General features: G+C 56.2%; 23 protein-coding genes. 9 read left to right on the plus strand and 14 right to left on the minus strand.

The features are described from left to right. Positions 1 to 212: 212 nt before the first annotated feature. Genes zupT through WW58_RS09280 form a run of 4 tightly spaced genes read right to left on the minus strand, consistent with a single transcriptional unit; the run spans position 213 to position 3,595 of the window. Positions 213 to 1,025 carry a zinc transporter ZupT gene (gene zupT / locus WW58_RS09265; RefSeq protein ID WP_046437080.1) on the minus strand — a complete coding sequence of 271 codons (813 nt, stop codon included), beginning with the start codon at positions 1,023 to 1,025 and terminating at the stop codon, positions 213 to 215. A 50-nt stretch (positions 1,026 to 1,075) separates the two neighbouring features. Next, the gene (locus WW58_RS09270; protein ID WP_046437082.1) at positions 1,076 to 2,095 is read right to left on the minus strand and encodes a thioredoxin family protein; all 1,020 of its coding nucleotides are present in this window, start codon (positions 2,093 to 2,095) and stop codon (positions 1,076 to 1,078) included. Positions 2,096 to 2,108: 13 nt separating this feature from the next. Further along, positions 2,109 to 3,113, minus strand: a complete 1,005-nt coding sequence (locus tag WW58_RS09275; protein WP_031931038.1) for a hypothetical protein — start codon at positions 3,111 to 3,113, stop codon at positions 2,109 to 2,111. A gap of 20 nt (positions 3,114 to 3,133) precedes the next feature. Further along, the gene (locus WW58_RS09280) at positions 3,134 to 3,595 is read right to left on the minus strand and encodes a hypothetical protein (protein WP_012420523.1); all 462 of its coding nucleotides are present in this window, start codon (positions 3,593 to 3,595) and stop codon (positions 3,134 to 3,136) included. A 108-nt stretch (positions 3,596 to 3,703) separates the two neighbouring features. Here WW58_RS09280 and WW58_RS09285 point away from each other — a divergent pair, with 108 nt between their 5' ends. Genes WW58_RS09285 through gmk form a run of 3 tightly spaced genes read left to right on the plus strand, consistent with a single transcriptional unit; the run spans position 3,704 to position 6,473 of the window. Then, positions 3,704 to 4,978: a valine--pyruvate transaminase gene (locus WW58_RS09285; protein ID WP_102758524.1), complete on the plus strand. Its 1,275-nt coding sequence runs from the start codon at positions 3,704 to 3,706 to the stop codon at positions 4,976 to 4,978. A 20-nt stretch (positions 4,979 to 4,998) separates the two neighbouring features. Next, positions 4,999 to 5,874 carry a YicC/YloC family endoribonuclease gene (locus tag WW58_RS09290; RefSeq protein ID WP_046437084.1) on the plus strand — a complete coding sequence of 292 codons (876 nt, stop codon included), beginning with the start codon at positions 4,999 to 5,001 and terminating at the stop codon, positions 5,872 to 5,874. A gap of 5 nt (positions 5,875 to 5,879) precedes the next feature. Beyond that, positions 5,880 to 6,473, plus strand: a complete 594-nt coding sequence (gene gmk, locus WW58_RS09295; RefSeq protein WP_046437236.1) for a guanylate kinase — start codon at positions 5,880 to 5,882, stop codon at positions 6,471 to 6,473. Between the two features lie 526 nt (positions 6,474 to 6,999). Here gmk and WW58_RS09300 read toward each other — a convergent pair. Next, complete coding sequence (locus WW58_RS09300; protein ID WP_102737778.1) at positions 7,000 to 8,874, minus strand: SLC13 family permease; 1,875 nt, start codon at positions 8,872 to 8,874, stop codon at positions 7,000 to 7,002. 131 nt (positions 8,875 to 9,005) lie between these two features. Between WW58_RS09300 and gluQRS the strand changes: the two genes are divergently transcribed. Beyond that, positions 9,006 to 9,851, plus strand: a complete 846-nt coding sequence (gluQRS, locus tag WW58_RS09305) for a tRNA glutamyl-Q(34) synthetase GluQRS (RefSeq protein WP_046437240.1) — start codon at positions 9,006 to 9,008, stop codon at positions 9,849 to 9,851. Positions 9,852 to 9,907: 56 nt separating this feature from the next. Here gluQRS and WW58_RS09310 read toward each other — a convergent pair whose 3' ends face one another. Genes WW58_RS09310 through WW58_RS09325 form a run of 4 tightly spaced genes read right to left on the minus strand, consistent with a single transcriptional unit; the run spans position 9,908 to position 12,518 of the window. Then, complete coding sequence (locus WW58_RS09310) at positions 9,908 to 10,387, minus strand: hypothetical protein (RefSeq protein WP_046437086.1); 480 nt, start codon at positions 10,385 to 10,387, stop codon at positions 9,908 to 9,910. A gap of 5 nt (positions 10,388 to 10,392) precedes the next feature. After that, complete coding sequence (locus tag WW58_RS09315) at positions 10,393 to 10,824, minus strand: hypothetical protein (RefSeq protein ID WP_046437088.1); 432 nt, start codon at positions 10,822 to 10,824, stop codon at positions 10,393 to 10,395. A 40-nt stretch (positions 10,825 to 10,864) separates the two neighbouring features. Beyond that, positions 10,865 to 11,791 carry a 1,4-dihydroxy-2-naphthoate octaprenyltransferase gene (menA, locus tag WW58_RS09320; protein ID WP_046437090.1) on the minus strand — a complete coding sequence of 309 codons (927 nt, stop codon included), beginning with the start codon at positions 11,789 to 11,791 and terminating at the stop codon, positions 10,865 to 10,867. A gap of 19 nt (positions 11,792 to 11,810) precedes the next feature. Beyond that, on the minus strand, positions 11,811 to 12,518 hold the full coding sequence (locus WW58_RS09325; protein ID WP_102732195.1) for a type I 3-dehydroquinate dehydratase: 708 nt from the start codon (positions 12,516 to 12,518) through the stop codon (positions 11,811 to 11,813). Positions 12,519 to 12,847: 329 nt separating this feature from the next. Between WW58_RS09325 and WW58_RS09330 the strand changes: the two genes are divergently transcribed. Continuing rightward, entirely contained in the window at positions 12,848 to 13,672 is an 825-nt protein-coding gene (locus WW58_RS09330; protein WP_146023910.1) for a hypothetical protein, read from the plus strand. Positions 13,673 to 13,878: 206 nt separating this feature from the next. On the opposite strand, the gene WW58_RS09335 is transcribed toward WW58_RS09330, so the two are convergent. Together WW58_RS09335 and WW58_RS09340 are read right to left on the minus strand one after the other, a co-directional pair. Next, on the minus strand, positions 13,879 to 14,799 hold the full coding sequence (locus WW58_RS09335) for a phage capsid protein (protein ID WP_128153512.1): 921 nt from the start codon (positions 14,797 to 14,799) through the stop codon (positions 13,879 to 13,881). Between the two features lie 225 nt (positions 14,800 to 15,024). Then, complete coding sequence (locus tag WW58_RS09340; RefSeq protein WP_046437096.1) at positions 15,025 to 15,714, minus strand: polyphenol oxidase family protein; 690 nt, start codon at positions 15,712 to 15,714, stop codon at positions 15,025 to 15,027. A gap of 188 nt (positions 15,715 to 15,902) precedes the next feature. Here WW58_RS09340 and WW58_RS09345 point away from each other — a divergent pair, with 188 nt between their 5' ends. The 3 genes from WW58_RS09345 to secD all read left to right on the plus strand — a co-directional run bounded on the left by WW58_RS09345 (position 15,903) and on the right by secD (position 20,331). Further along, positions 15,903 to 16,592: an outer membrane lipoprotein-sorting protein gene (locus tag WW58_RS09345; RefSeq protein WP_215712055.1), complete on the plus strand. Its 690-nt coding sequence runs from the start codon at positions 15,903 to 15,905 to the stop codon at positions 16,590 to 16,592. 146 nt (positions 16,593 to 16,738) lie between these two features. Further along, positions 16,739 to 17,701, plus strand: a complete 963-nt coding sequence (locus tag WW58_RS09350) for a polysaccharide deacetylase family protein (protein ID WP_102734511.1) — start codon at positions 16,739 to 16,741, stop codon at positions 17,699 to 17,701. A gap of 197 nt (positions 17,702 to 17,898) precedes the next feature. Then, a complete protein-coding gene (gene secD, locus WW58_RS09355) occupies positions 17,899 to 20,331 on the plus strand; it encodes a protein translocase subunit SecD (protein WP_081429175.1) in 2,433 nt (810 codons plus the stop codon). Positions 20,332 to 20,617: 286 nt separating this feature from the next. Here the strand turns inward: secD and WW58_RS13425 are convergent, their stop codons facing one another. The 3 genes from WW58_RS13425 to WW58_RS09370 all read right to left on the minus strand — a co-directional run bounded on the left by WW58_RS13425 (position 20,618) and on the right by WW58_RS09370 (position 24,266). After that, positions 20,618 to 21,754, minus strand: a complete 1,137-nt coding sequence (locus WW58_RS13425; RefSeq protein ID WP_022197508.1) for an EF-hand domain-containing protein — start codon at positions 21,752 to 21,754, stop codon at positions 20,618 to 20,620. A gap of 279 nt (positions 21,755 to 22,033) precedes the next feature. Continuing rightward, positions 22,034 to 23,149: a prepilin peptidase gene (locus WW58_RS13430; protein ID WP_022197507.1), complete on the minus strand. Its 1,116-nt coding sequence runs from the start codon at positions 23,147 to 23,149 to the stop codon at positions 22,034 to 22,036. Then, positions 23,142 to 24,266, minus strand: a complete 1,125-nt coding sequence (locus WW58_RS09370) for a TIGR00730 family Rossman fold protein (RefSeq protein ID WP_161994089.1) — start codon at positions 24,264 to 24,266, stop codon at positions 23,142 to 23,144. The genes WW58_RS13430 and WW58_RS09370 overlap by 8 nt, the downstream gene beginning before the upstream one ends. 209 nt (positions 24,267 to 24,475) lie before the next feature. Here WW58_RS09370 and WW58_RS09375 point away from each other — a divergent pair, with 209 nt between their 5' ends. Next, the gene (locus WW58_RS09375) at positions 24,476 to 25,600 is read left to right on the plus strand and encodes a DNA-directed RNA polymerase subunit alpha (RefSeq protein ID WP_012420541.1); all 1,125 of its coding nucleotides are present in this window, start codon (positions 24,476 to 24,478) and stop codon (positions 25,598 to 25,600) included. The last annotated feature ends 19 nt before the right edge of the window (positions 25,601 to 25,619 follow it).

Genomic DNA, 25,619 nt, shown 5'->3' on the forward strand with positions numbered 1-25,619 from the left:
AGCAGGAGAAGCAGGAGAAGCAGGAGAAGCAGGAGAAGCAGGAGAAGCAGGAGAAGCAGGAGAAGCAGGAGAAGCAGGAGAAGCAGGAGAAGCAGGAGAAGCAGGAGATTCCGGCATGGATGAGAAGGGGGTTTCCGTTTAGACTCCCTGATGCCGGGGAATGCTCAATGCGTCTGTGCCCAGGACATGGAAATTTTCCTCCTGCAGCCGGTTCAGATCAGGACAATCGCCATCAGCAGCATTCCGGCGATGATGCCCATGATGGAAATGTGATGGTGCCCCCAGCGTTCCGCCATGGGCAGCAGTTCGTCAAAGGAGATGAAAACCATAATGCCCGCGACGGAGGCAAAGAGAACCGCAAGTACGGTAGGTGTGAGGAAGTGGAACAGGAAGAACATGGCGATGGCTGCGCCCACCGGTTCAGCCAGACCGGAGAGAAAGGAATAAAAGAGGGCCTTTTTACGGCTGCCTGTGCCGTAGTAAAGAGGTACCGCCACGGCGATTCCTTCCGGAATGTTATGGACGGCTACGGCCAGGGCGATGGAGGTGCCCAAAGTCAGGGAGTCCAATCCGGCGGCAAAGGTGGCGATTCCTTCCGGGAAATTGTGGATGCCGATGGCCAGGGCGAACAGAATGCCGGACCTTTTAATTCGGGATGAGGAAAATTCACCGCTGGCCTGTCCATGGATGTCTTCCGGGCCGCGCGCTTCGTGCGGGTTTTCGTCTTCCGGAACCAGGTAATCAATCAGAGCCGCCACGGCAATTCCCCCGAAGAAGGAAGCAATGGCGATCCAGGAACCTGCCGTATGGCCTTCGAACTCTATCAACCTGTGCTGGGCTTCTCCCAGCAGTTCCACCAGGGAGATATACACCATGACTCCGCCGGATAATCCCAGGGCAAAAGTAAGTGTCTTTGTATCCGTCCTTTTCATGAAGAAGGCGATGAAGCCTCCTATGCCGGTAGCAAGACCAGCCAGCGTGGTGAGCAGGAAGACAACGAGGATGTGATCGGCGGAAAGGTCCATGCGTGCACCTGCCGGGCAGGGATGACCCCGGCAGTAAAGAAAGGGGTGTATTATTTTGCGGGAGCCGTGGGAACGATCATCTTCGTGGCCCGGATGGCGCCGGGGGGAAGGGGGGGCTCTTCCCCCGGCTTCAGGAGGCCCCGTTCCTTCTTGATTTCAGGCAGCTTGTCCAGAAGTTTGCTGAACGCTTTTCCTTCAAAACTTTTTGGGAGGAGCGCAACGCCTTCTTTGAGAGGCTGTTCCAATTCATTGACCCTGTTTTGCTGCATGAGCAGGTACACTTTTTGCATGAGAACAGCTTGTTTGACTTCCGGAAGAAGCCCGTTCTTTTTCAAGTAGCTGTCCATGATGGAAAGCGCTTCATCAGGATTTTGATCCGCCAGAATGTGGATGTTTTTCTTCCGGAACGTATCGGCCCATTCCAATTTCTGGGCATGGAGCAGATCGTCCCTGTGCAGTTTGGCGAGAATTCCGGAAGCGTCCTGCGGGTCCAGTTTTTCCAGTTCTGCCAGAGCCGGCTTATAGAAAGTGCGGATGCTGGATTGGGGAACCGTTTTCAGCAATTGAACCAGCGTGTCCCGCCGCTGCTGGTCAGTGAGCTTTTCCGCCAGATTGTTTGTCAGGGACTGCTGCGTGTTGAGTGCTTCCGCCGCTTTTTTTGTATCCTGCATGACCTGGGCAGGATTGGCGTAACCTACGACGGTGTGGACGGGCCGCCCCTGGGCATCCGCAAACACCAGCGTGGGGAATCCGGTGATGCCGTAGGATTTTTTATAGGTTTCCAGAGAAGTTTTTGTCTGCGCGTCCTGCTGCTTTTTACGTGGGTAGTCCAGTTCCACGGGAATAAAGGAACGGGAAATGGCTGTCTGGATTTCAGGAAGGGAAAGAGCCTGCTTTTTCTGCATGATGCAGGCTCCGCACCAGTCGGAACCGGTGAATTCCAGCATTACTCCCTTATTCTGTGCGGCGGCTTGCTGCATGGCTTCCGCAGGGCTGGTACTCCATGTTTCGGAGGCGCCGGCACTCCAGGCGAGGAGTATGGCTGCGAGGGGATGTATGATTGTTTTCATGGCAGGAATGTCATTATTGCATGGGGGGAAGCGGAGAATGGGCGGGGGGAACCCACATGTTTCCGGAAGAGGAGCTGCCGGAATCTCCGGTGTGGGTAGGTGTTTCAATTTTCGGTTTTCCGGCGGGCGGGTCCAGATCTTCCACCACCACTTTCTTTTTGGCGGGCTGGGGCACGGGGGCGGCAGCCGGGGCCGGTGAGGGCGCCCTGCGGATAACGGGGGATTTGAGGGAAGCATCCGTCTGGTTCATGGCCGTAATATTCAGCGGGTCGCCGTAGGCCAGCATTTCCCGGATGTCGTCAGGAAGATCTCCGGCAGGAATGGAGGTGCTTCCCTGTTCGTGCATGATACGCACGAATTCATTTTCCACGCGGGTGATTTCCACATTCAAATAAGTTTTGCCTGAATGGGATGTCTTCAGAATGTCGAACTTGCGGCCGCGTGCCTTGGCTCTGGCGTGTTGGCGGTAGCGTTCGAAGTAGGAGCGGATTTCTCCCCGGATGCCGGCTACGCGCATTTTCTCTTTCTCAATGGATTTTTGCGTCTCTTCCAGGTCGGAGGCCGTATGTTCAAAGATATCCAAAAGGCTGAGCAGCTGTTCCTTGGGAGCGGTCCTGTTCCGTATTTCCCTGAGCTGTTCCTGCTTCTTCAGCAGCTGGGCATGATTGTCCTCCAAAGCTTCCCGAGCATCTTTGACAGGGTCTGGAAGCTGGGAAAATTTTTCATAAACAATATAGCCGGCACTGATGACGATAAGGGCGAACAGCCCCAGGCAGAGGTTCCAGAAAAGAGCGTCTCCCCTGGCTTTCCGTTCGGAATCCTCCTGCCGGGCGGATTCTTCTTCCGCAGCGTGTTCCGAGACGACGTCCAGGGAGGTTTTCAGACGTTTTTTGGCTGCGGGGGCGGAGTTTTCATCCTTATGTTCTCCTCCGTTCTCCTTCGGAGCAAAGCGGGTTTCGTCTTCCGCAGGGGGGAGAGTTTCGCCGGACGGCTGTCTGGGAGCGGGGGCGTCGGTCATGGGATGCGCGGGAATGGAGGTTAGTCTACCGGGTGGGTTTGTTTGAATTCAGCCAGTTTGGCCGCATACGCGTTATATTGATATTGCAGGGCATGGAATTCCTGCTTGCGCTGCGCCAGCGTTTTGCGCATGTCTTCAATGTCAAAGCACAGGTGCTCGAAGTCGCGGCGTTTGGAAGGCAGGACATCTATATCCTTCACCGTGAAGGGCGTCGTGATTCTTCCCGGGTTGGAAAGCCTTTTCTGAAGATTGTAATTAACGCGGGCATCGTGGGATTCCGCCTGGCTTATTTCCTGTTCCGTCTGGGCCAGTGCGTTTTTCATTTGCTGGAGCTGGGCCTGGAGCTGCTGGTGTTCCTGGGATGAATTCCCCGTCAGGAAGGAGGTCAGGGCTTCATTCGTACTGCTGTCGCACGAAGTAAGGGCCAGCGTGAGGGCCAATGCCGGACAGGTACGCCTGGTGAATCTCACGATGTTGAACATGCCGGGGATTATGAACCTTAACGGAGGGGAAAGTCAAACTGTTCATGCGCCCTCCGGAACAATGATTTTTCTCGCATAAAACGCGTATGCGGCTACAATGCCCGCGGCATGATGCAATTATCGGAGATTGGAGGCCATCTGACGGCCAGAACGGGTATTGATGATTTGATGGAGGATTTATTCAAGGCCCTCCATTCGGGAGACGCAGGCTTGTGCCAGTTGAACGGCGGGAGCCCCGCCGTTATTCCTGAAGTGACGGAACTTTGGCGACGCAGCATGGAGGAACTGGTGCGAAATGGCAAATTTGACGTGCTGGTGGGCCATTATGCCCATCCGGGCGGGGATCCTGCCTTTATCCGTGCCCTGGTGTGTTTTCTCAATGAACGTTGCGGATGGAACCTGACGCCGGAAAATGTGGCGATTACCCAGGGCGGCCAGATGGCCTGCTTTACACTGTTCAACATGCTGGCGGGCCCGTGCCCGGACGGTGCTGTGCGTGAAATCCTTTTTCCCCTGTGCCCGGATTATGTGGGATACCAGTCCCAATCCCTGTGCGGCGGCGTCATGTTCCGGGGCATCCGGCCCGGCATCCGCATGCTGGACGGGCACACGTTCAAGTACGTGATTGATTTTGACCGTCTGGACATACGTCCGGAAACGGCCGCCGTCTGCATGTCCCGGCCTACGAATCCCACCGGGAACGTGGTGACGGATGAGGAATTGGGGCTTCTGCGGGAAATGACTTCCCGCGCCGGGGTTCCCCTGATGATTGACAATGCTTACGGGCCTCCGTTGCCCAATATTTGTTTTGTGCCCGTAACCCCGGCCTGGGATGAGAACATGATCCTGACCATGAGCCTGTCCAAGATCGGGTTGCCCGGAACGCGCACCGGCATTGTCATTGCGCGCCCGGAGATCATTCGTGCCGTCGTGAGCATGGTGACCACGTCATCCCTGTGTCCGAACAATCTGGGCCAGGCTCTGGTGACGCCCTATCTGGAAGACGGCACTCTGGAGAGAGTCTGCCGTGAAACCCTCACGCCGTTTTACCGTGGCCGGGCGGAATTCGCCCTGTCCCTGCTGCCGGAACTTTTCGGAGAATCCATCCCCTGGCGCGTTCATAAGAGTGAGGGCGCCATGTTTCTGTGGCTGTGGTTTGAGGGATTGCCCATCACGTGCCAGGAGCTTTACGAACGGTGCAAGTCACGGGGCTGTTTTGTAAATCCCGGCCATCACTTTTTCTTCGCCCTTCCGGAGGTGGGGGAACCCTGGCCGCACCGTCATGAATGCATCCGCATCAGCTTCACCCAGACGGAGGAACTCCTGCGCAAGGGGCTTTCCATCGTGGCGGATGAAGTGCGCAAGGCCTACTCCCGTTCTTAATCCAAACCTGACCCGTATCCATGAACAGCATGACCGGTTTCGGCAGAGACGCCGCCCAGACAGACCGTTATAATATCCTTGTTGAAATATCAGGCGTAAACCGCAAACAAACGGAAATTGCCGTCAATGTGCCGCGCGGCTATGCGGAATGGGACGCCTCCGTGCGTTCCATCGTGCAGGGGGCTGTTTCCCGCGGCCGTGTAGGCGTCTCCATTTCTGTGGAGCGTCTGGAGGAAGCGGATGGCTCCCTCCAGCTTGATGAGCAGAAACTGGCCTCCCTGGCGGAGCTGCTGAACCGTGCGTCTGACCTGACAGGTCAACCGTTGCCCCTCCAGGCGTCCGACCTGCTGAGGCTGGATATCGTTACTTCCGCAGCGGAAGCATCCCTTTCTCCGGAAGAAGCGTGGCCGATGGTGGAAAAGGCGCTCAAAGCCGCCCTGAAGGATTTTATTTCCATGCGTGCGGCGGAAGGCGCCAACCTGAAAGCGGACGTTCTTGGCAAGCTGGATGTCTTGGAGCAATTCCGCCTCCGTATTGCGGAACATGCCCCTTCCGTGCCTGTCAGGCTTCGGGAGGCCATGCTCAAGCGCTTGGCTGATGCCGACCTGTCCGTTTCCGCGGACGATGAACGCATCATCCGGGAAGTGGCCCTGTTTGCGGACAAGTGCGACATTTCCGAGGAAATTACCCGTCTCTCCTCCCATTTTGACCAGTTCCGCACCTTGTGCGGTTCCTCCGCTCCTGCGGGCAGGCCTCTGGATTTCCTTTGCCAGGAAATCTTCCGGGAATTCAACACCATCGGCTCCAAGGCGAACGATTCCACGCTGGCCCATCTGGTTGTGGCTGCCAAGACGGAGCTGGAGAAGATCAGGGAACAGGTTCAGAACATCGAATGACAGCCATGAAACAGCCATTGGGAACATTGCTGGTGGTATCCGGGCCTTCCGGTTCCGGGAAGACGACGTTGTGCCGCCGCGCGACGGAAAACGGTCTGTGCGTGTACAGCATTTCCTGCACGACGCGCCAGCCCAGACCCGGGGAAGTCAATGGGGTGGATTACCATTTCCTGACTCCCGCCGAATTTGACGCCAGGGTGGAGCGGGGGGACTTTCTGGAATATGCGGAGGTGCACGGCAACCGCTACGGTACGCTGAAAGCGGATATTTTGACTCTTCTGGAACAGGGGAAAAACGTGGTGATGGATATTGACGTGCAGGGGGCTGGGCAAGTCCGTTCCTGCCGGGAGGGCATTCTTCCCCTCTGCTATGCGGACGTTTACATTTATGTTCCGCAGGAGGAGCTTAAAAGCCGCCTTTGCGGACGGCAGACGGATGGCGCTGAAACCATCGCCCTGCGTCTTCGCAATGCGGAACAGGAAGACGCCTGCCTGCCGCAGTACCGGTACTGCCTGGTTTCCTCCGACCGCGAAACGGATTATGCTTCCTTTTGCGCCCTGCTCAAATGCCAGTCCATGCGGGTGGGACTGATGCGGTGATAAGGTCTTGCCTGTTTATCGAGAGGCTGCGTTCTCTCGTCTCGTCCCCCGTCGCATGGCATTCGGGATGGCGGCTCCAGTTCCGAGACATTTGGAATTGGTTCTCTTCCCGTGCCTATATGGTATGTGATTACCTTTCCTCTGATCCGGCCTACGTGAAAAAACGCGGGTTGAAATTCTTGACGTGCAGGGTACTCATAGGCTCTTTGAATAATTCAATGTTGAAATTATCTTCCAGGCAAAGAACCTCAAAAGAAGTGCCCTGGTAGGTCAGATACTGTCCCGTTTCCTTGTATCCGTTAATTGTCTTTTTTGGCTAAATTTTTGACTGTCAGTTGAATGTGGATGGATGAAACTACTGTTTTCCGTTGTTCTCTTCTTAAGGAGAAGGATAATGTAAAAGAAGAGCCCTGCTTTTAGACGAAACAGGGATATTGTTTTTTGTTCCCATGGGAATGATGGCGCCTTTGACCAGTCGCTTTGGTTTCCTTTCCGTTGACCGGGGCCTTCCAAAGCTATTATCGCTCTACTTGAGCGGATACAACCAGCCGATGGCGCAGGTAAAAATGACCCAGAGGAGCAGGTTGAGGGGGAGTCCCACTTTGACGAAGTCCTTAAATTTGTAACCGCCCGCATTGTACACGTAAGTGTTGGTCTGGTAGCCGATAGGGGTGGAGAAACTGGCGCTGGCGCCAAACATGACGGCCAGAATGAAGGGAACGGGGTTGGCGTCGAATTGCAGGGCCATTTCATAAGCCAGCGGCCCCATGACGGCGGCTACGGCATTGTTGGAGATCATCTCCGTCAGAATGGAGCAGAGCAGATACAGACCGGAGATGGCGACCAGGCACCCCAACGGGCCTATGTTATCCACTACGCCGAACGCGATGGCTTTGGCAAGCCCGGTTTTGCTCATGGCTTCCCCCACACACAGCATTCCCAGGATCAGGAAAATAATGCCCCAGTCCACCGACTGGTAGGCTTCCTTCGGCTTGATGCAGCCGGAGATGATGACGATGAGAGCTCCGATGAAAGCGAGATAGAAGGGATTGAAGCGCGCGAAGAATTTGAAGAATTCCCCGTATTGCTCAAAGGACCCCAGCAGGCCGATAAAAATGAACAGCCCCATGGCCAGGATGGCCCAGCCCTGTTTGCTGCGGTTGTGCGCTTCCGCGGGGCGCTGGCTCAGGGGGATGATGCGCTGCTTGGTCAGGATGCGGTTCATTCCTTCCTGCGGTCCTTCCAGAAGAAGCGTGTCCCCTGCCGCCAGCTTGGTATTCGGCCCCATGTCCGTAATGTTTTTGCCCTGCCTGTGGATGGCGAGCACGAAGATGTTGAATCGCTGGCGCAGCTTGAGTTCGGACAGGGACAGCCCGGCGAATTCGGAATTGTTGGCGATCATGCCTTCCACGATTTGCACATCGCGCTGTTCCAGCGTTTCCAGCCCGCGGCTGTCATCCCAGCCCAGGTCCACGCCTTTGGCTTCCCGCACCTGGTTGACTTTTCTGGCGTTGCACAGGAAAAGAATGCGGTCTCCTTCTTCCAGGTTGATGTGCTGCAACTCTTCCTGCATGGAGAACCCCCTGCGGCGCACTTCCACGATTTTGGTGCCCAGCAGTTCGGTTTGCATCAGGTTGATGGGAGTGGTGCCGATGTGGGGGGAATCCGCGGGAATTCTGACTTGGAGCAGGAAATCGCGCTGGATGCCGCCCGGAAGCATGGTGGACAAAGTGGGGCGGGATGGAAGCCATTTGCGGCCTAATGTCCAGAGGTAGAGCAGGCCTGCCGCCGCATAAATCAGGCCCATGGGTGTTACCGTGAACATCTGGATGCCGTCATAACCCAGTTTCTGCACCTGGCCGAGCACAACTACGTTGGTGGATGTTCCGACCACGGAGCAGGTGCCTCCCAGAATGGTGGCGTAGGAGAGGGGGATGAGCAGCTTGGAGGCCGCGATGTTATGGTCCCTGCAGAAGGCCAGCACGATAGGCATCAGGATGACGACCACCGGGGTGTTGTTGACGAAGGGGGAAACCATGAACGCTCCCAGAGTGATGACCAGCAGGGCGGTCAGTTCCCTTCCCTTGGCTACCTTGTTGAACAGTTTGGAAAGGTCTCCTATTAATCCTGTTCTTTCCAGGGAAGCGCTCAGAATGAACATGCACACTACTGTCAGCGGTCCGCTGTTGGCAAAGCTGGACAGCACATCACGCGTGCTCAGAATTCCCGTGAGCATGAGGACGGCGGTGCCTGTCAGGGCTGTGATTTCCACGGGCATCCATTCCTTGATGAAGCTGATGAATAACAGGACCAGCAAAATGCCTACAATCCATTGCTGGGCGGCCGCTGATTCCAGCCAGCCTATGACGGAGGCGGAGTTGATGTTGAGAAGAGGAAGCATGGCTTGAAAGTTGAAGGTGTGGGGAAAGGGTCCAACTCTCCTACTTTCCCGGCTTCTATCTGTCAAGCCGCAATAATTTTCCGGAAAGGGTTTGAAAAGGTTCCTGCGCTTTTTTATTGTTGGTGCGCCGCATGGATTCCCCCATAATAACAAGGTTCGCTCCCAGCCCTACAGGCAATCTCCATTTGGGGCACGCCCTGGCTGCGTGGGAAGCCCGTTCCCTGGCGAACCGTTTTTCCGGGAAGTGCGTGCTGAGGATAGAAGATATCGATCAGACGCGGTGCCGTCCGGAGTTTGTTCAGGGCATATTGAAAGATCTGGAGTGGCTGGGCATCCGCTTTGACGGTCCCATGATGGTTCAGTCTTCACGCTTCAGCGCTTATGAACACGCTCTTCAGACGCTGAAGGACCGGGGCGTGTTGTACCCCTGTTTCTGTACGCGCCGGGAGATTGCGGAGGAGGTGGCCGCCATGGGTGGGGCGCCGCAGGGGGGCTGCGTGGACGTATATCCGGGAACTTGCCGGCTGCTTGACAAGGGGCGCAGGAAAGAGCTTCTCAAATCCGGCAAACCTTTTTCCTGGCGGCTGGATTGCCGTGCTGCGGCGCGGATTACCGGTCCCCTGCTATGGAGGGACATGCGGTTCGGAGATCAGGTCTGCCGTCCGGAAGAACTGGGGGATGTGATTCTGGGCCGCAAGGACTGCGCCGCCAGCTACCATATTGCCGTGGTTGTGGACGACGCCGCCCAGGGAGTCACCCATGTAAGCCGTGGTGAGGATTTATTCCCTGTGACGGGCATCCACCGGACGCTCCAGGCCCTGTTGGGGCTTCCTGTTCCGCAGTGGTATCATCACCGGCTGGTGAAGGATGCTTCCGGCAAGCGGCTCGCCAAGAGGGACAGGAGCCTGAGCCTTCAGGAAATGCGTGCCGCCGGGATGCGGCCGGAAGATGTGTTCCGGCTGATGCGGGAGAGCTGAGGGATTTTCATTCCCTTATAGGCGGGGGTGCGTTGTTCCGCCGGGAAAGGCAGGGTTCAGGCTGTGGCTTGCGTTTTTCCAGCAGCCGGTCGGGTGGTTTTCTTTCCGATGCAGAGCAGGCATGCATAAGCCGCCGCCAGGGTCAGCAGGAGAAGGGAGCTCAGGATGGCCAGCAGATTCAGATGCCCCAGGGGGATGAGCCATGCATGCGGCATGGCTGCCGTTCCTGTCAGTATCTGGGGAAGCCAGATGAAGGCCGCCTGGGAAAACAGGCTGACGGCTGTGAAGGCCAGCCCCGCGGCCAGGGTGAGCCATACCGCCGGAAGTACCGGCAGGAATGTTTCATGGATGTTTTTTTTCATGGCCCGTGCCGTTCCTGCGAATATGGAAACGAGAAACAGGGGGGCCAGCAATGCGGAGGCAGGGAGGGTGTCCCAAAGGAGCCATGTGCAGAGGGGGGAGATGGCCGTCAGGAGGCCCGCGCTCTTAATCAGGAGGCCCCGGGGCGGCGGGGCTGGTGCCGCATCGTGGTTCATATCCGTTAATCGGGCCAGACATTGCCGGGAGTGCTTCCCTGGGTAATGACGACTTCCTGGCCTATTTTCAGGGTGAAGTTGGGCGTTACTTCCTGCTGTACTTCCACTAGTTCGTTCGTATCCTTGAGCTTGACGCGCACGCGGATCATTTTGACGGCTTCCACCCTGCCGTCCACGATGGAGCCTGTGGCGGAAGCCAGTTTTGAGGTCCCCATGCCGATGATACCGGGAGTCATGGCCTCCGCCGCCGTTCCGGCCATGTTGGCAAAGGTGCCGTCGTCCGTGGAGGTAAGGACGTTGATTTCCTTGATGCGGACCACGTTGCCCAGCTTGATGGTCGTCACTTTGCCGGTGGCGATTTCCAGATTGCTTTTTTGGGTGCAGGAGAAAAGGACAGGGAGAATAAGAAAAGCGGGAATTAATGGAAGCGGATTCATGATGAACGTAGTTAACTACGCTGGCAGGGTTAAGCGTTTTTCATCGTGTGGGAAGAATTGTGTAGGTAGCCAGATATAGGAGCAAATGGAGGGAGGAGAGTGCCAGTACCCTGTTCATGCGGCTGTCCGCAGGCGTTTTGCGGATTAGGAGCATCAGATACCCGCCGAAGAGGATGGAGGGTATCCACATCCACCACGTGTGGGACAGGTTCAGGTGAAGGGCCCGGCTGGATGTAGGCAGCGTGATGTAGGCAGCCAGGATGAAAGACTGGGCCATGGCGCGCGCCTTTCCTTCTCCCAGCCGCACGGCCAGCGTGCGCTTGCCCGTAGTGAGGTCTTCCTTTCTGTCGCGGATATTGTTGACGGATATCATGACGGCGCACAGGAGGCCGCATTGAATGCCTGTTACGATGCCGGCATTGTACACCGCAAGCGATTCCACCAACGTGCCGGGCACGACGGGTGCCGTGCCTATCTGTACCAGAATGGTTCCCAGTACGGCAACCAGTCCGAAGAAGAGGATGACGAATATTTCCCCCAGGCCCTTGTAGGCCAGCGGCCACGGCCCTCCCGTATATCCATAGGTGAAGTAGAGGGACGGGATGCCGATGGCGAGGATGGGCCAGCCGCGCAGTTCGATAAGGGGAAAGGCCAGCAGGCACGCTCCCAGCAGGAAGAAGAGGCCAATGAGCATGACTGTTCCGTGGGAGAGGGCTCCGCTGGCCGTCATGCGCACGGGTCCGGTCCGCTGTTCTGTATCGGCGTGCTTGGCATGGTCAATGGCGTCATTGAAAAAATTGCAGGCAATCTGGAGGCACAGGCAGGAAGCCAGCGTCAGGAGGGCCAGGGACGCATTCCAGCTGCCGGTCAGTTTCTGCACCACCATGCAGCCTGCCCATACTGGAATCAGGGAGGCGGTGAGCGTCTTGGGGCGTGCCGCCAGAAAGGCGGAAGTAATGATATTCATGTGAGGGAAGGCTCCGTAATCAGCGGAGAATGGGGCCGAGGCGGCGGAGGGTTTCCTTAATGAGTGAGACGTGCCATTGCCCGGGGGCCGTTTCCTCTTCTCCCAGGTAGCCGTATACCAGGCAGGAGCCCAGTTGAGAGTAAAGCAGGCGGGAGACGGGGCCCATGGGCCCCATTCCCATGACGGCGATCGGTCCCTTGGGCTTGGTGAAAAGCTGTACTCCTGTCTGGATGTCCGAGGCCAGGCAGGGCGTGAATGCAAATTTGACGATATCCGCCTTGTAGGAGCGCGCCTTTTTTTCCTGTTCGCGCAGGTAATCCACACCCGGCGTGATTTGGAAATCATGGGTGGAGCCGATGATGATGACGTCCCGATCCCGCGCTTCCATAATCAGTTCCCTGGCGTGGCGCATGGCCTTGATTTCAATGTCCATGGCGGCGGCATATGGCATATAGGCCCGGAGCAGGGCAAAGCGCTCTTCTTCCGGGATGCGGCGCAGTCCTCCTTCCTCATGGCAGCGCACGGTGACCAGCAGGGGCATCTCCGGCCGGAACTCCATAACCTGTTCAGTGGTGAGTTCCGGGGGAAGGGCATCCACGCGCAGTTCCACTAGATCGCACTGGTCTGTTAAATCTTTTCCTTTCAGCGTTTTCCATAGCTCCCACGAGGTAACGGACGCAACGATTTTCGGCGGATAGGCCTGATGTTCACGTACAATCTGCTGCATACATCCTACTATCCCAGCAAAGGAAGGAAGGTCAATCTTCTATTGATGAGTTCCACTTCATTTTGGGACCGAGTATGTCAGTTCGCCTGCCTTTTCCCTTTTGGAACTGTGTTTTTCTTCCTGTGCCAACCCTGTTGGCCGGTTTCCCGGCAGACGGATTGACGGATGTTGGCGCCGGCTGCCGTTCAGGATGTCGGCAGGGCTGTTTCGTATGGCCCGTTTCCTTGTTGTGGCGGAGGGCGTTATTTTCCTGCCTCTGCACGTTAAAAACATGTTGAGAATGGAGGTCCGGCTTGAAAAGGGAGTTCGGATGGAGCTAGGTGAAAGCCATGAATATGCTTTGGTCAAGGTTATTGCGGATGGGGCGGAATCCCTTTTGGGCGGCTTTGGATGCCGTGCTGGTGGTAAGGACGGAAAAAGATTCGTCCGGACATCCGGAATGGTCCTGGAAGGCGTATGTCCCTCATGGCGTTCCGGTTCATGAATTGCCTCCGGTGCCCGTTCCTCTTCCGGAAGGGGATTGGGATAAGGAGCGGTTTCGTAAGGAAAGACGGAAAGCTGCCCGGGTGCTGGGTCACCAGGCCGCTTTAACGCTGGCTTCTTCCCTCCATTTCTCCCGTTTCATGATTGTGGAGGAAGAGTGCCGTTTTAGGCTGCCGGTAATAGGTTCCACGGCGCGGATGCTTGGGCAGCTGCTGAAAGGCTGCCGGGAAAGAACTGCTCTGTTTTTAAGTGAGCCGCGTTTGTCTCCCCATACGGCCTGCTCCGTGGCGAAAGGGGAAAAATCCATCCTGTTGCGCGTAACGGATATGGCGGCATCATCTGCGTATGTGATGGACCTTTCCTTATGTGAACGCATTCTTTTATCTCTTCCGTCAGATCAGCGGGTCTGGCCATGGCTGAGGTATTATGGTTCTCTGGAGGAATGGTTTGCCCGGTATCTGGGACGTTATGGTGATTTATATGCTCTTTCCCCTGCGTTCGTTTCCTGCGGAGAGGGCGCTCCCATTCCCTCCCTCTGCAAATCCCTGGGCCATTTCAATAATGCACGCACCAAATATACGGATCTGTCTTATCTGGTGAATCCGGCGGTCAATTCATGGCGCTGGCTGAAAAACGTGAACATTTTTTCCGGCAGAAAAAGGCTTGGGTGAGAACCCCGGGGATGCGTTTTGCTCCGGCTTCGCCGGATTACCGTTTGCGGGGGATGAACGCCTGCATGGCTGGGGCTGCCGTCTTACGGCAGAGCTTGAAATAAGATGTTCCGTGCGCCCATCATCTCAAAAGCAAAACCCCGGACCGCAGGCGGTCCGGGGCGGCTCCCTTTTTCCGGAGGGAGGATGCCGTGATATTAGAGGGGTTAGCTGGCTCCTTCGTCGCACAGGATCTTGACAAAGCCTTCCTCCTGGAGGCGGGTGGCGCCGCAGGCGAACTTGGCCCGGATTTGCAGGGCTTCCTCCATATCGTCGCGCACGGAAAGCTTCACTTTGAAATCATTCCATATGCCAAACTGGGCCTTGCTCTTTACCCAGGCCAGGCAGGAACGGACTCCCTCTTCTGTTTTGGGAAGCCTCTGGGTGCGGATGAATTTGAATCCCATGAAGGTGTCTATTTTCCCTTCCACCAGGGCTTTTACATTGTTGAAGTCATAACTGCTGACCTCCGTTTCCCGCAGCAGGTTCATGATTTGGGAACTGGTTACCGCAATGACGAGCTGGTCTCCGAACTGCGGGGCATCCTGGTTCCAGGCTTCGTTTTCCTCAAAAAGCTGGAGGGCTGCGCGCAGCTTGGCCACGGTAAGGTTGCTGGCGGATTTGGTGCCGCTGTCCACGTGATCCACGGCTATTTGCTGGCTTTCCTTGAACGGAACGGCGGTCATGCCGTCTTCTCCCACGTAGTTCGTATCCAGAAAGCCGGAGATCATCACGTCGTCCATGCGGCGGCCTGCTGCGGCCTGGAGACCTTCAATCGTCTTGCTGACGGGAAGGTCCATGTCTCCCAGGCGGGTGGCGTCAAATTCATCGTAGCCAATGGCTTTGGTGAACGTGCGCGGCCGCATGGACCGGCGTGTGGTGGGAGCCTCGTTCAAAACGGTCTGCCCCACCCGCGTGGTTTTTTCCGTGAAGTCCAGAATGCCGAATTGATCCAGAAATACTACTTTGCCGCTCAAGTCGCGCATGACGCTGACATACTTGTCCAGCCGGGAGGCGTGCTGCTGGAGCAGGGTGCCCCATTTTCTGGTGTATTTTACCTGATAATTATCGCTGATAGTTACTGCCATGATTGCAAATATAATGATAGTTTGAATGCAGGAACGGCAATTTGGATTATCGGGTCCGGAATAACCGGAGCGGTCCTGCCGCAAGCGGGATGCGGCCATGTCCCCTGCGGGATTGCGGGCCGGTCCCATCCAGCGCTAACGTATATGGACTACAAGGCAGAAAAGCGCACCACGGCAGAATCGTGATGCGCTGTATAAGGAATGAAAGGCTTCGCCTTCCCGCTGTTAAAGAATAATCGCGTGCGTCCGCGTAGCGTGATCCGGGCCGAAAAGAGCCAGCATGCGGCCCGTTTGCCCTTTTTCCATGCGGTAGGAGTAAAAACGCTTGGTATCCGCCGCCGTGTCCAGCCCGGAATCATGAATCTGTTCTTCCGGTACCCCTGCTTCAATGAGCTGTGCCTTAATGGCTGTAGGAATGTCTTCCTCATAATGAGGCGGGCGGATACAGGGGGAAATGACGGCAATCAGGTTGGACGGTTCCACCCCAAGGCATTTTTTCATGGACTTGATGGTGTTGGAAACGATGTTGCCGGCGATTCCCGCCTTGCCTGAATGAATCAGGGAACGGTGGCAGTTTTCCTTGTCGTACAACCACACGGCGGCGCAGTCCGCCACGTAAATGGCAAGCACGCAGTCGGAAACTCCGGAACAAATCAGGCCGTCCGCGCCTTCCACAGGATAATTGGAGCCGATGTCCCCCACCAGGGCAACTTTCGTGCCGTGCACCTGTTCGGCGCGGCGCAGGTCTTTCCACCGCCAGCCCAGGGCTTCCACTTCCGCCTTATGGTACGGTTCCAGCCGTTCCAGCACGGTTTCGCGATCTCCGGCGACGTCTACTCCCGGAATTCTCTCAATGAATTGGACGATTTCTCCGGGATAGGACTGGATAGGCTTCAAGAATGCTGGCGTTTCCATAATTGATGGATCAATAAATGTCGTTGGGGACATCTTGTCGTTTTGTATTACCTAGTCGAGCAAAATTTGGCGTAAAATGTCACGGACGCCGCCCGGTGACTGAGAAAAGGTTTTTTTCCGCCTTTCCGGAGTGATATGAGCAATTCATGCTGCGCAGGTATTCTTTACTTTCCACTTTTTTTGCGGGAATGACCGCCGTGTTTTTTTCCTTTGCCGCCTCCTTGGCCCAGGAGGCTTCTCCGGATGCCGGGCAGCTGCTGAAAAGGGTGCGCCAGGGGGCAACTCTTCAGGAAAACAAGGACATTAAGGGGCAAATACGCAAACGCAGCGTCAAAATTCCCTTTTCCATGAGTCTGCGCGGCAATCTGATAGCCTTCCAGTACCAGCTCAATAATGTCTGGAACAGGTTCGATCTGAAATTCAAGGACCGCGGCCAGGAGATCCTTTCCTGGAAGGACGGGAAAGCCGGTGTTTTGCCGGTTGCCCAGTATACGGTGCCCATTGCGGGGACGGACGTAACGTACGAAGATCTTTCCATGCGCTACCTGTACTGGCCCCAGGCAAAAATTGTCCGGGATGATGCGGCGAGCACCGTCAAGGGGCGGGATTGCTGGATTGTCCAGATACCGAATCCTAATTCCGGGGTGGGGCAATATGCCTGGGTGCGCGTCTGGATTGATAAGGAGAACGGCGCCATGTGGCAGGTGGATGGCATTGACCGCCGCGGGGAGCTGGCTAAAAGGTTCATGATTGATTCCGTGATGAAATTGAAGGACGGATCCTGGTTTTTCAAACGGATGAAGGTGGAGGTCCGGGATCCTTCTAATCCGCGCAGAACGGTCTCCGTCAGCTACATAGATATGGACAGCCCGGAATAGCCTTCCGGTTCCCGTTCCATTCCCCGCGGAGCTTTCGGATTATTCTTTCCGGGGCATGGGGGCGGATTCCTTTTCATGCCGCACGGATGGATGATTTAGGACGTGACAAGAAGGCGGGATGGGCGTAAATCCTCCAAAAACCTGTTATGAAGAAACATTTATTCCTTGCATGTGCCCTGGCGTTCGGCATGTCCGCCTGTTCCCAGCACCAGGAGCAGCCGGCGGAGTCCGGTTCTCCGGTGAAAACGACCATTTCTCCCGTGACTGCTCCTGGGAAAAAGCCGGACCGGCCGGCCGTGAAATTGCCTCCCAAGTCCGTTCCGGTGCCTTCCGTAAGCCCGTCCTATAATAATACTCCTCTTTCCCCGCGCATTCCGGGGGTAACGGTCAACCGTGTGGCTGTGCCGGACAAGGTGGTGGCCCTCACCTTTGATGACGGTCCCCATGGAACGCTGACCCCCAGGGTGCTGGACATCCTGCGCGACAATAACGTCAAGGGTACTTTCTTCATGCAGGGCTGCAATGTGAAGGCTCATCCCCAGGTAGTGCGCCGCATGGTCAATGAGGGGCATGAAGTAGGCAACCATACATGGAATCACGTTTATCTGAGCAAAGTGCCCCGCGAAAAAGCGGAATCCCAGCTCCAGAGCACTAATGAAGCCATCCGCAACGCCTGCGGCGTTGTCCCCGTGGTCATGCGCCCCCCCGGCGGCTATACGAATGCAGGCGTGGCGTCCTGGGCCCGCCAGCGCTTCGGCTTCACCACGGTCATGTGGGATGTGGACACGAATGACTGGCGCAAGCCCGGCTCCTCCGTGGTGGCCGCCCGCGCCGTGAACGGCGCCAAACCCGGCTCCATCATTCTGGTGCATGACATTCACGCTTCCACGGTGGCGGCGGTGGACGCCATTGTGAAGGGATTGAAAAACCGCGGCTATGAACTGGTGACCGTTTCCGAACTTATCAGGAGAGGACGTGCCGCCGCCGGCCATGCTCCTTCCATGCCCGCGGCTCCTGCTGTCCCGGATTCTTCTCCTCTTGCCGTTCCCTCGATTGTGGCTCCCGCGGAGCCTGTTCCCGCTCCGGCGGAGACGGTGGCCGGCATGTAATCCCCGGTGTTTTTCCTTTTCCTTTCAACCCGGTTTCCCTGCGGAAACCGGGTTATTCATTGCCTTTCCGGAGCATTTTTCCCACCGCCCCGGAAAGGAGGCTTTCCCCTTAACGGGCACACGCACAGAAGGCTTGACCTGCTGGTGAATTTCTCCACAATCTTTTGCCGTATTATTCACACCCAATCCGGATTGAAATGTCTATGAATCTCCTGGCATCTGCCGATACTCTACCCGCACCTGGCGGAATGTCCGCTCCTCTCGCCTTCATCTACGATCTCTTCAATAACCCTCTTTTCATCTTCATTGGCGGTCTGGTGTTGCTGGGTGTGTTTTTCTGGTACCTGGGTTCCGACCAGGACAAGGTCAAGCGCAATGCCGGAACGATTTTCATTATCGGCATTGCGTCTTTTTCCCTGTTCTCCCTCTTCCAGCAGGGGTTGAAATACGGCATTGACATTGCCGGGGGCGTCTCCTTCACGTTGAGCGTGGAACCGAATATCGGAGACGACGGCAAGCCCATTCCCCTGACGGACCAGGCCATGGAACAGGCATGCGTGATCCTGACGGACCGCCTTAACAGTACCGGGGCCAATGACGTCATTATCCGCCCGAAGAAAAAAGACAACCTGAATCTTATAGAAGTTCAAATCCCCGCTGCGGATCCTGCCAAGCGCGAGGAAACCAAGGCCATCCTGACCAAAGTAGCCAAACTTCAGATTCTCCCTGTCCACCCGCGTAACAACGAACTGGTGGCGGAGGGGCGCATCCGCGTTCCCGGCTACAGGATGTATGAATATACCTTCAAAAACGGCAAGGGTGAGGACGTCACGGAAAAAATATTCCTGGAAAAGCGTGAATCGCTGACAGGCAGGGATATCGTGCGCGCCGGAGTGGATCTGGCCCGTCCCGGCCACGTCAACGTCACCCTGAGCAACGAAGGGGCGGACAAGATGTATAACCTGACTTCCCGCATGCAGCTGGGCCACGACCGCATGGCCATTGTGCTGGATGATGTGGTCAAGAGCGCTCCAACGGTCCAGGCCATTCTTTCGAAAAGTTTTGAAATCAGCGGGCTGGATGCTCCCGGAGAGGCTGAAGCCCTGACGAAGGTGCTTTCCAACCCCCTTACCAACAAGCTCAATTTTGAGTCCGCCAGTGAAATTTCCGCCTCTTTGGGGCATACGGCCCTCCTTCAGGGGGAATACGCTGGCATTACGGGATTGATCCTCTGCTTCATCATGATGATCATCTACTACCGCTTTGCCGGTTTGGTGGCTATCATGGGTCTGACGATCAATGCCCTGCTTCTTCTGGGAGCCATGTCTATCTTCGGGTTTGAGCTGACGCTGCCGGGTATTGCCGGTATTGTGCTGACTCTGGGCGTGGCGGTGGACTCGAACGTGTTGATTTATGAACGCCTGCGGGAAGAAAAGGAAATGGGGCGCCCCTTCCGCGTGGCTATCCGCAACTCCTTTGACAAGGCGTTCTCCGCCATCTTTGACTCCAATATCACCTCGCTCATTACCGCCGTCATCCTGTACTGGATGGCAACCGGCACCATCAAGGGGTTTGCCGTCACGTTGACAGTAGGCGTCATCACTTCCATGATTGGGGCGATTCTCGTTACCCGCGTCCTGTTCTACTGGGCGGATACCGTCGGCATGATGAAGGATCTTAAATTCCTCAACCTCTTCAAGAAAAAGACGAACATCGACTTCATGAGCCAGAAAATCTGGTCCTGCTCTCTTTCCGCCATTCTGCTGATGATATGCATTGTATTTGGCGCCGTAAAGGGCAAGGATTGCCTGGGCATGGACTTTACGGGCGGTTCTTCCATTTCCTATCTGGTGAACAAGGGTGACATCTCCTTCCGGGAAGTGGAAGGCGTGGTCAACAAGCTGTCCCTGACCCAGAAGGCTACGGTGCAGGAGGTGGCGGAGTCCACGGACAGCAGCAAAGTGAATATTCTGATTAATTTCTCCGACCATGCCCAGGACAAGGAGGCTATCACCACGGCATTGGACAAGGCGTTTCCGGTTCTGGACAACGCTCCGTTCAGTGAAGAAACCATCGGGCAGTCCATGGGGTACGATACGCTCATTACTTCCGCATGGGCCCTTTTCTTCGGCATTCTGGGAATCATGGTTTACCTGACGGTGCGGTTTGAATGGACCTTCGCCATTGGTGCGGTCATCGCCCTGACGCATGACGTCCTGCTGGTGCTTGGCCTGGTGATTGTCAGCGGAACGGAGCTGAATGTTATTCATATTGGCGCGTTGTTGACGGTGGCGGGGTACTCCATCAATGACAAAATTATCGTATTTGACCGCATCCGCGAATTCCTCCGCTTCTCCGACCCGAATGAAAGCGCTTCACAAATCATGAACGAAGCCATTAACCAGACGCTTTCCCGTACTATTTTGACCTCTCTTTCCACGCTGGCCGTGCTGGTGTGCCTGTACTTCTTTGGAGGTCCTTCCATGGAAGACTTCGCCTGGACGATTTCCGCAGGCATTTTGATTGGTACGTACTCCTCCATCTTCATCGCTTCTCCGGCGGCTCTTTTCTTCTCCCGGAAGCATGGGTTGCATGAAGAAGTCAGACAGGCCATGAAGGCCGGAGCCTGAGGTTTGGCGTTGAGCCGTTAAATCTCTGACCGGGGAAGGCTGAATGCCTTCCCCGGTCTGTTTCTTGGAAAGAGAGGGAAAGGCTCTGTATGGAATAACCTCCGTGTTCTTTTCCCGTCCGCCTCTTTCGCTTTTCCTGTTTCCACCATATGCGGCTACGGCTTCCGCATGGCTCTTCTGTCTCGCATTCCTCCCTCTTTTATTTCAGGCATAAGAAAACCCCGCCTGCCGTTAGGCAGACGGGGCCGTATCTCTGGTTTCCTGCTATGTATTTCTGCGGGTGAGATTATTCATCATCCCCTTCCTCCTGTGCCGGGGCGGGAGGGGGAGGCATGTCGTTGTTGCCGCGGGCTGCCTTTCTGGCTTCCCTGCGCGCTTCAAGAGCCTTGGAAGCGTCAGCGTTGAGCTGGGCCATTTCAGCCTCATTCAATTTTCCGTCCTTGTCGGCGTCATACTTTTCTTCAATCAGGATCCATCCGGCAGCCATGATCGGGGCGCGGTTGGGGTCAAGCTGGGGACGGGGACCGTTAGGGCGGTTGCCGTGGGGGCCCCGGTTACCGTCTTCCCGGCGTCCTTCACCGCCTCTGCGGCCTTCCGGTCCTCTGGGAGCGCGGGGGCCTTCAGCTCTGGGGCCTCCCGGACGCCTCGGACCGTCCATGTTGGGCATTCTCGGTCCTTTGGGGCCACCGGGAACGGCATGGTGCGGGCCGGGCTGGCCGTGATGAGGGGGAATGGACTGCAATTCTTCCGGGGAGAGCTTCCCGTCGCCGTCTTTGTCAAATTTTTTGATCATGGCGGCGGCGTGGGCTTCCTGGCGGGCTTTCATTTCTTCCATGCGCTTGGCAGCTTCCGGATGGTTTTTTGCCCAATCTTCCCGCATGGCTTTCTTTTCCTCGTCGGAAAGCTTGCCATCGCCATCCTTATCGTACTTCTTAAGAATTTCGGCTTTCCTGGCTTCCTGGCGGGCTTTCATTTCTTCCATGCGTTTGGCAGCTTCCGGATGGTCCTTAAGCCATTCTTCCTGCATAGCCTTTCTTTCCTCCTTGGAAAGCTTGCCGTCCCCATCCTTGTCAAATTTCTTCAGGATGGCGGCTTTCTTGGCTTCCTGGGCCTTCTTGACGTCGGCTTGCAGAACGGCTATTTCCTCGTCGGAAAGCTTTCCGTCCTTGTCGGTATCGTATTTGGCCAATACCAGTTCTTCTCCGACAATCATGATACCGGGATCGATTCTCTTCATCTGAACTCGTTTTGGCCCCTGGCGGTCTCTGCCTCCGGCATGGTGGCGATGACCTCCCCTTCTTTCAGGGGGGGGCTGCATTTCAGGAGCATCGGAAGGAGCCTCCGGAGCGGGAGGCGGCGGAGCGTCCTGAGCGAACGCGGAACATGCGGCGAAAGCCGCGGCGATAATCATTTGCTTGGTCATATCTTTGAATGGTGAGGTTTGATGCGTTTCGGAAAGGAGCGTGCGCTGCGGTGTTTCAAACAGGCGGAAACGTCTCCCTTTGCTAAAAGGAACCCCTGGAATTCATTCCGGTTGCAAAATAAAAAGGCAAATGCGTCGGAGAGGGGGTGCGCCGCTGTTTTTATGACACCTGTTTTCTTCCGGGGTAAAGAAGGGTGAACCCATTGAATATGAAGGAAATCAGTGAGGGGATACGCAATCGGGTGCGAGTGCGTGCCGCCCGTGTCATAGCGGAAAAAATTATTCGCCGGAAATAAAGCGGATGTAGGCCTGCCACCACTGGCTGCCGCCCAGCAGCCAGATCAGAGCGGCGCTGAGAAGAGCGGGGCCAAAGGGGAGGTTTCTGCCGAACCCCATGCGTGAGGCGGCAGCCTGTACAATCCCCAGCAGGGAGCCGAGGAAAAGGCTGAACAGGGCGCCCTGCCAGCCGCACGCGCATCCGGCCATCATCAGAATCCAGGCGTCGCCTGATCCCATGGCTTCCCTGCTGGCATGGATATCCGTCAGATTTCCCTCCACGCTTTCCAGTCTTTCCAGAAGAAAAACGTCCCCGTTTTCCATCTCTATCCTGTCGTACCGCAGCGTGACGGAGCAGGCAGGGTGCGTTTTGCCGTCAATGGTGACGGAACCTCCGGAAAGGACGGCCTTGTCCGTAGACCGGTGGAAAAGCATGGACCAGTCGTGAGGCTGGCCGTTGACGATGAGCTGAAGTTCCTCCCGCTCGGATTCCGGTTCCCTCAAACTCCACGGGGCGGGAACGTCAAAATGCTGTTTCCAGGTGCCGAACAGAAGCTTCCCCAATTCAATCACCAGCCTGATGACCGCATACCCTGCCGCTCCTCCCAGCACGGATGCCGTGAAGGCGTCCGTCCAGGTCATGACATGGCTGTCCGGCAGGAGGAAAGGGTAAAGGGCGCAGGCCCCCGTTCCGGCCAAGGCGCCGATAAATGCCTGAGAGCGGAAGACAATCAGATGTTCCGCGTCAATGAACATGATGACAATGGCCATGGCAGTCCACAGGCAGAGCAGGACGGCTGCTCCTGTGGAAGCGTCCGCGTATTTCCAGCCAATGGCCGCGAAGAGCAGGGCCGTGAGCAGCTCCACAAAGCAATATCGGAAGCTGATGCGCGTTCCGCAGCAGGCGGATTTACCCCGGAGAGCCAGCCAGCTCAGAACCGGAATATTCAGGAACCAGGGAATGGGTTTTCCGCATTCCGGGCAGAAAGAACGCGCCGGATCGTTGACGGAGACGCCCCGCGGCATACGGTAGATAACCACGTTCAGGAAGGAACCTATGCAGGCCCCCATCAGGCCGAAAACCACGGGAATCACCCATGCGGGAAAGGCGTCAGGCATGGGTGGGCGGGGAATAGGTTCGGCTGGGCGTCTGGTTGATGCGGTCAATCAGCAGCCTCAGCCTGCCGTAGTTGCCGCGTTTGATGGGGAAGACGAGCCGGGGCAGGCGGTCCAGGTGTGGTTCGTCCGCTTCATCCGGCAGGGGGCCGCTCTGGATCATTTTCCCCCCAGGCAGAATCAGGTCTGAAAAGTCCCGTTCCAGATGTTCCACCCACTGGGCGGGAAGCTGCGCATTCAGCCGGATGACGATGGAATCTCCGACAAAACGGTAGGAGTGGAAAATCCGGTAAAAACGGTCGATGTGTTCCATGGCTTCCGCCGGATTTTTAGTGACATGGATGAGATGAAGATCGTCTGCGGAAATCAGTCCGGAATCCACCAGTTCCACGCGAATGAAGGCCAGCCAGTTCAGCCAGAAGGTTTTGCCGGGGGAATCCAGAAGGACAATCGGGTAAATGGTCGCTTTTCCCGTCTGGATCAGAGTGAGCGTTTCAAACACTTCATCCATGGTTCCGAAGCCTCCGGGGAATGCCACCATGGCGTCGCTTTCCGCCACGAAGTTCAGTTTTCTGACGAAAAAGTAATAAAAATTGATGAGTTTGTCGCTGTGGGCCACCACATGGTTGGAGGTTTGTTCATACGGCAGGGTGATGTTCAGGCCGAAGGAGCGTTGTTCTCCCGCCCCTTCATTGGCTGCCTGCATGATGCCCGGTCCGCCTCCGGTAATGACCATGTAGCCGTGTTCGCTGGCTTCCCTGGCGAATTCCCTCGCCGTTTCATACGCCGGTTCGTCATTCCTGATGCGGGCGGAGCCGAAGACGGAAATCTTGCGGATGTGGCGGTACGGGGCGAAAACGCAGTTGGCGCGGTACATCTCCCGCCCGGAGCGGATCAGGACGGTAAAATCATGGTCCGAGGCGGCGGACTGGGCCATGTTGATTCCCGTTTTGATATACTCTTGGAGGTAGCGGGGATCGTGCCTGGTGGAGGCTATTTCGGAAAGCTTTTTAACGGCGCCTTCCAGAGCCTGGTAGCTGGAATCCATGGACATGGTGGAGGGACGTTTCTTGTCTTCACCTGTAAAATCCCTGTTGTCCAAAAAATCAGGATGCTTCATGAGTTGGTATGATAGGTTTGCCCTACTATGCCAGATGACGCACATTAAGTCACAGAAAATTTACCGGCGGGCATGAAAAGAGTTGATTGTTGAAAACAGATCGTTACATTGCTCCCCGCACGGGCGTTCCCACAACATGCCGTTGGTCCTTCAGGCGCATTGGCCGCCATGTCCGTGTTGAGGGGAAACCCGGTACATTACATACGATTATGTCGGAAAACGAAACCACTACTGCAGAAGAAACCGCCGTTACCACGCTGGCCCGTTTTGAGGTTCCCAGCCGTCTGGAAAAAATTGAAGATCCGAATGATGCGAATCATTTGACCTTTGTGGCGGAACCGTTTGAAAACGGTTACGGCCATACGCTTGGCAACTCCCTGCGCCGCGTTCTTCTGGGTTCTCTTGAAGGCGCCGCCATTACCTCCGTCCGCATCGCCGGTGCGCAGCATGAATTTTCCTCCCTGCCCGGTGTGGTGGAAGATGTGACGGAAATCGTGCTGAACCTGAAAAAGGTCAAATTCAAGCATAACGGCAAGGAACCGCGCCTGCTCTCTCTGCGCGTGCATAAGCAGGGCGTTGTGACTGCTGCCGATATTGCCGACGACACCGTTTACCAGGTGGTCAATCCCGATCAAATCATTTGCACTCTGGACCAGGACACCATGTTCGAATGCGAATTCCAGGTTCGCGTGGGCCGCGGTTTTGCCACCGGCGATGAAAACAAGGTGCCGGATATGCCCATCGGTGTGATTCCGATCGACTCCATTTTCTCTCCGGTTACCCGCGTGAAGTATTCTGTGCAGAATACCCGTGTGGGGCAGATGACTGACTACGACAAGCTGATCCTTGAAGTCTGGACGGACGGCCGCATCGCCCCCGCAGACGCCATGCTCCAGGCTTCCGCCATTCTGCGCCATCACCTGGACGTATTCGTCAACTATGACGACAAGCAGGTTAACTTTGAGGAAGCTCCTTCCGCCGTCCAGGACGAGGAAACGGCCCGCCTGCGCAAGTTGCTCAACATGAGCGTCAACGAAATCGAGCTTTCCGTGCGTGCCGCCAACTGCCTCAACAATGCCAATATCACGACCGTTGGCCAGCTTGCCATGAAGAGCGAAAGCGAAATGCTCAAGTACCGCAATTTCGGCAAAAAATCCCTCAACGAAATCAAGGACAAATTGCTGGAACTGGGGCTCTCCCTGGGCGTTCAGGTGGATCCCTCCCTGCTTACCGGTCCCGTGCCGCAGGCCAAGCCGCGCCTGGGTCTGGAAGAGGAAAGCCCCGTGGGCCTGGCAGACCTGATTGCCGCCAACATCGAAGACGACGACGACTAAATCTCACAAAACCAACACA

Source organism: Akkermansia sp. UNK.MGS-1 (assembly GCF_000980515.1).
Lineage (GTDB): Bacteria > Verrucomicrobiota > Verrucomicrobiia > Verrucomicrobiales > Akkermansiaceae > Akkermansia > Akkermansia muciniphila.